This is a genomic window from Hyphomicrobium sp. (genome assembly GCF_035548195.1).
Lineage (GTDB): Bacteria > Pseudomonadota > Alphaproteobacteria > Rhizobiales > Hyphomicrobiaceae > Hyphomicrobium_B.
Genome location: NZ_DASZTY010000021.1, coordinates 1 through 5,677, shown reverse-complemented (window position 1 = coordinate 5,677; position 5,677 = coordinate 1). Strand labels below are relative to the sequence as shown.

5 protein-coding genes and 1 pseudogene are annotated in these 5,677 nt (G+C 56.3%); all 6 read left to right on the top strand.

Annotated features, from left to right (window positions below; translation table 11 throughout):
- A pseudogene (locus VHB22_RS07080) lies at positions 1–145 on the top strand (amino acid ABC transporter); the annotation flags it as partial.
- Between the two features lie 152 nt (positions 146–297).
- On the top strand, positions 298–1,134 hold the full coding sequence (locus VHB22_RS07075; RefSeq protein ID WP_325456259.1) for a branched-chain amino acid ABC transporter permease: 837 nt from the start codon (positions 298–300) through the stop codon (positions 1,132–1,134).
- The gene (locus tag VHB22_RS07070) at positions 1,127–2,953 is read left to right on the top strand and encodes an ABC transporter permease subunit (RefSeq protein ID WP_325456258.1); all 1,827 of its coding nucleotides are present in this window, start codon (positions 1,127–1,129) and stop codon (positions 2,951–2,953) included. The genes VHB22_RS07075 and VHB22_RS07070 overlap by 8 nt, the downstream gene beginning before the upstream one ends.
- Before the next feature lie 13 nt (positions 2,954–2,966).
- Complete coding sequence (locus VHB22_RS07065; protein ID WP_325456257.1) at positions 2,967–3,674, top strand: ABC transporter ATP-binding protein; 708 nt, start codon at positions 2,967–2,969, stop codon at positions 3,672–3,674.
- Between the two features lie 38 nt (positions 3,675–3,712).
- Positions 3,713–4,411: an urease subunit beta gene (locus VHB22_RS07060; protein ID WP_325456256.1), complete on the top strand. Its 699-nt coding sequence runs from the start codon at positions 3,713–3,715 to the stop codon at positions 4,409–4,411.
- On the top strand, positions 4,404–5,677 hold a 1,274-nt coding region (locus VHB22_RS07055), incomplete at its 3' end, for an urease subunit alpha (protein WP_325456255.1). The genes VHB22_RS07060 and VHB22_RS07055, both read left to right, overlap by 8 nt.

Sequence of the window (5,677 nt, the reverse complement as noted above, 5' to 3'; positions counted from 1 at the left end):
TGGGCCTCGCGGTCGCGTGAGTATGTCGAAGCAGCGCCATGCTCCGTTGACGATGTATCTCGCGCAACTCAATGCGCAGGGCGACACCAAGATCATCAAGTCGGAACCTGACGTCGATCCGGGCGAACAATGCCCTAACCTATGAGCCTATGACCGGATGGGCGGGCCGTTCTTTGTGCCGCCCATCCGGCTGATCAATCAGACAATAGCGATGTCGCCCGTCAGGAGTGGAGAAGGCAAACTTCGAGCCATCTTCATCCAAAGCGCGTGTACCCCTAGAATAGTCCGGAGACTTGTATGGTTTCTGTAATTCTCGACATTATAACAACAGCGGCAATCTTGTTTATCGTATCTTCGGGGTTGCTTCTTGTTTTCGGCGTCATGAAGCTCATCAATTTCGCCCATGGGGGGTTGATGACGCTTGGCGGGTATGCAGCCGTCATTGCCACCGCGATGGGGGCAAATCCCTGGTTCGCGATCCCTCTGGCAGCGATCTTTGGCGGGATCGTTGGGTTGGCCATCGAGCGGCTCATCGTGCGCTCGCTCTATAGCCGTCCGCTCGATGCCATTCTGGCCACTTGGGGACTTAGCATCATCATCGGTCAGATCATCACGCTGGTCTTCGATCGCGGTGTTCATTTCGCCGAACCCCCTGTCCGCGGTGTGATCAGCATTCTCGGTGAGTCCTACTCGACATATCGCTTGGTTATGGTTCTCCTGGCGCTGTTGCTCGGCCTCGGCTTGACGCTGGCGCTGCGCGGCACGACGCTCGGTCTTTCGACGCGCGCAGTCATCATGAACGAAGATCTCGCGCGGGGGCTCGGGATCAACAGCGGCCTTGTGAGATCTATCACGTTTACGCTCGGCTCGGCTTTGGCTGCCGTAGCGGGAGCCTTAGTAACTCCGTTGTCCAGCGTCGATCCCAATATGGGCGTAGCGTGGCTGATAAGCGCCTTCATGCTCGTCCTCGTGTCCGGCTCTTCACTCTACAGCCTGGCCTTTGCTTGCATTGTTTTGGGTGGCGCACAGGTTCTCGTGAGCAATTATTTCGGCTCGGTCCTCGGCGGCATGACCATCGCCGCGCTGGCCGCCGTTATTCTTCGTATTCGACCGCAGGGGTTTTTCTATGAGTGACGCAAACGTGGGGAGAACGGAAGTGGTTGCCCTTCGACGACCTCAATTTAACCGATTGACAAAAATTACGGTCATTGCCGCTATTGCTTTAGCTGGCGTTGGCGCGGCACCGTTCTTCCTGGATGCCTATTCGGTAAACGTCCTCGTACGGTCGATGATCTACGCATCTATGGCGCTGACGGTAGACCTCCTTTGGGGCTATCTCGGAGTTCTCACGTTCGGTCAATCAGCCTTCTTTGCTGCCGGTGCTTATGCTACGGCTTTAATCTTCACATACCTCGGATTTTCGCCTGAATTTGCATTTGTCGCGCTGTTGATCGGCATCATGGTTGCGGTCGCCCTCGCCGGGATGGTTGCATTCCTTGCGTTCTGGCACGGGGCGTCGGAGCTTTACGCGTCGGTGATTACGCTCGTCCTGCCTATCGTTGTTACGCAAATCCTCTTCTCCGGCGGAACGTTTACGGGCTCGAGCAGCGGCCTGACCGGTTTCGATACCATTCCGTTGAGTTTCCAAGGGTGGTTCTGGGTTGCCGGCGCTTGGCTCGTTGTGCTGACCGCAGCCGCCTGGATATACACGCGCAGCGATGCGGGTCGCCTGCTTGTCGCCATTCGCGAAAACGAGCAGCGATGCAAGTATCTCGGTTTAAATACATCCAACATAAAATCGGCGATCTTTCTAATCTGCGCGGCAATCGGAGCGATCGCTGGTTGGATGTATGCCAATTACACGATGGTGGTCGCCCCAGAAATTGCCGGCTTCGTTTTCGGGACTGAGCTTCTTATCTGGGTTGCGCTGGGCGGACGCGGAACACTGTTCGGTCCTGTTGTCGGCACGATCATCATCGATTATGCCAGCGCAGAGCTGCAGGGGGACTTTCCGTTTGTTTGGAAACTCGTGATCGGAATCATTTTTGTTTCCGTCATCGTGGCCCTGCCGCGCGGTCTCCTGCCGTTGGTTTCGGACGCCGTAAACTGGCTTCGCGGCCGTAGGGGTAAAGCCAAGCCGGCGCAATCCTCCAAGCTGGAACTGCGCAAGGTGACCAGGAGTGCGCGCAATCATTCAGCGTCGGGAAATGGTCAACCGGCGCTCGTCGTGCGTGGCGTCGAGAAGCGGTTTGGCAGTCTTGAGGTTCTATCTGGAATCGACTTCGACGCTAGCTTTGGGGAGATCGTCAGTCTCGTCGGGCCTAACGGTGCCGGCAAGACTACCTTGATGACCTGTATCGCGGACGGCTCAAGGCGGAGTGGCGGTTCGATTTCGATTGTTGGAAAAGACATTGGTCATAGCGCTCCCGAAAAGTGTGTTCGGCTCGGAGTTGGCCGCAAATTCCAAATGGCCAATGTGTTCGACACTTTAACCGTCGGTCAATGCCTCCAGATCGCGCGAGCGCGTCTGGACCCGTTGTCGAAGTGGCAGAACTCAGGTGTTTGCCTGCTGCCACCTTCTGCGATGCACGTCGTCGAGGCTACGGGCCTGCATCACGATGTCGATGTGCCCGCGCAATTGCTATCGCATGGGAAGAAGCAGGCACTCGAGTTGGCGATGGTGTTGGCGCTCGAGCCAAAAGTCATCCTGCTTGACGAACCGACGGCTGGTCTCACCAAAGCCGAACGCACACTGATCGGCACCATCCTGGTGGAACTTTCCAAAACGGAGCAATTGTGCATTCTACTTGTGGAGCACGATCTGGAATTCGTCCGCGAGATCTCTTCAAGGGTGATCGTGCTGCATCAAGGGCGAATTGTTCTTAACGGCTCCGTCGATGAGGTCGTGAATTCCGAGCTCGTCAAGTCAGTCTATGCCGGCTCAGGGCATTAAGGGGGAGCGCATCATGACGGAAGCAACGCTCGCGGTGAAAGGTCTCAGCAGCGGATATGGACAAGCGACCATTATAAGAAACCTGGACTTGGGAATCGGCCGCGGCGAAATCATCGCCGTGGTCGGGAAAAACGGCATGGGCAAATCCACACTGCTCAAGTCGATCATGGGATATTTGCCAAAATTTTCTGGTTCTATTGCCGTGGCAGAGCAGGACATCAGCAGCAGCCGGCCGCATCAGATTGCTCGATTTGGCGTGGCCTATATTCCCCAGGAAAAGGCTCTATTTCAGGATCTCACGGTTGAGGAGAATATTCGGTTGGCCCTTCGCAGCTCCACGAACTGGAATGAAGCCAAGGCGACAGTGGACCGTTGCTTTCCGTTTCTCCTGAAGCGGTTGCGGCAGAAAGCAGGCACGCTGAGTGGCGGCGAACAGAAAATGCTGCTTATGGCTCGCTCTCTCGCGGTTGGCGCGAAAGTGCTCTTAATTGATGAGATTACCGAAGGCTTGCAGCCTTCGGTAATCACTAATTTGGTGCACATCATCAAAACGGAGAGAGACCGCTCAGGCGTCAGCGTACTGTTGGTCGAACAGAACATCCCCTTCACCTGCGCTGTGTCAGACAGATACCTTCTCCTCGATAAGGGAGAGATATCCGGATCTGGAAATACGCGTGACGCGGACACGCGCGCAAAGATCGCGGCTCACATCAGCCTTTGATCACGGAATACCGACTTGGAAATGATTGAGGTATCTTTGTGTATCTGACCAACAGAGAAATTGACAGGCTTCTGGTTTTTGTTGCGGCGGAAATGGCACGCCGCCGCAAAGCTGCGGGTACGCCGCTCAATCTACCCGAGGCGCGGGCTATCATCGCCGATGCCATTCATGAAGAAGCCAGGCGTGGGACTTCGGTGTCGGAATTAATGACTTTCGGTCGAGAGGTATTAAAGCACGACGAGGTCCAATCGGACGTCGTGCCTTTGATAGAAATGCTGATGGTCGAACCAATGTTTCCCGACGGCCAGAAGCTCGTTTGTGTCCACGATCCCCTCGGATTACCTCGGAACGAAGAAGAGAACAAACCCGGCGCCTATCGCCTTGCCAAGGAAGGAATAGAAATCAATGCCGGTCGTGCAACGACACGCGTCATTGTTCGCAACTTTGGAGACCGCCCAATTCAGGTCGGCTCCCATTTCCATTTCTTCGAAGTGAACCCCGAACTAGAGTTTGATCGCGCCGCAGCCTTTGGTTTCCGTCTTGATATTCCAGCGGGAACGACCGTCAGGTTTGAGCCGGGAGACGAGAAGACTGTCGATCTCGTTGCCATTGGCGGCTCGCGGCGCGTCGAAGGTCTCAATAACCTGACCGATGGCGATCTGGACAATCCGGAGGTGAAGAGCAGGGCGGTTGCAAAAGCGGCGGCCGAAGGGTTTAGGGGAGCTGCCCGTGGCTAAGCTGCTGTCGCGCCGCCAATACGTCGAACTGTACGGACCGACGACGGGAGATCAGGTACGTCTGGGCGATACGGAGCTCTGGGCGGAGGTCGAGCGCGACTTCCTGATTCCGGGCGACGAACTCGTCTTCGGGGCGGGCAAAACCATGAGAGTGGGCACCGGCTGCCATGGTCACATCATGGCGGCGGATGGTGCACTCGATCTAGTGATCACGAATGCCACGATCATCGACCCAATCCTCGGCATCATTAAAGCCGACATTGGTGTGAAGGATGGTCTGATCGCTGGAATCGGCAAGGCCGGCGATCCTCGCATTATGAACGGCGTGGACCCGAAGCTTGTAGTCGGCACCAACACCGATGTTCGCGCGGCGGAGGGGTTAATTGTTACGGCCGGCGGCCTCGACTGTCATGTTCATTTCATCGATCCGGGCCAGTGTGAAGAGGCGCTGGCGAGCGGCATCACCACTCTTTTCGGAGGTGGATTGGGCGCTACGACGGTTCCCATCGCCTCCACCGGAACAGTGAATCTCGGTCATATGCTTCAGGCAGCCGAAGCATTCCCGCTCAACTTCGGCTTCTTGGGAAAAGCCGCCTCGGACAGTCCGAAGCCCCTGATCGAGCAACTTGAGGCGGGAGCCGCGGGGCTAAAAATTCACGAGGATTGGGGTGCTACGACCGCTGCAATCAATTCGGCGCTGGTGGCTGCGGATGAAGCGGATGTGCAGATCCAGTTGCACACCGACACGCTAAACGAGTTTGGATTTCTCGAGCGAACGTTGAAGGCAATCGACGGCCGCACCATCCACGCCTACCACGTCGAAGGTGCGGGCGGAGGGCACGCTCCCGACATCATAAAAGTGTGCGGGTTCGAAAACGTCCTGCCCTCGTCGACCAATCCGACCAATCCCTATACGGTCAATACGTTCGACGAGCATTTTGACATGGCGATGGTCAGCCATAACCTTAATCCGAGATTGCCGGAAGATATCGCCTTCGCCGAATCCCGCGTCCGTCACGAAACCATTGCTGCGGAAGGTGTATTGCACGATATCGGTGCCATCAGTGCGCTTGGATCGGATTCCCAAGGCATGGGACGTATCGGCGAAACCATCTCTCGCGCGTGGCAAACCGCTTCGCGCATGAAGGTGCAGAGAGGCGCCCTGCCTGAAGATATCGGGCGCGGCAACGACAACACGCGCATCAAACGGTTTCTCGCCAAATACACCATTAATCCGGCTCGCATGTTCGGTGTAGAGAAATATGT

Coding starts and splice junctions, on each gene's coding strand:
- VHB22_RS07075 (WP_325456259.1), top strand. CDS start 298: ATGGTTTCTGTAATTCTCGACATTATAACAACAGCGGCAATCTTGTTT.
- VHB22_RS07070 (WP_325456258.1), top strand. CDS start 1,127: ATGAGTGACGCAAACGTGGGGAGAACGGAAGTGGTTGCCCTTCGACGA.
- VHB22_RS07065 (WP_325456257.1), top strand. CDS start 2,967: ATGACGGAAGCAACGCTCGCGGTGAAAGGTCTCAGCAGCGGATATGGA.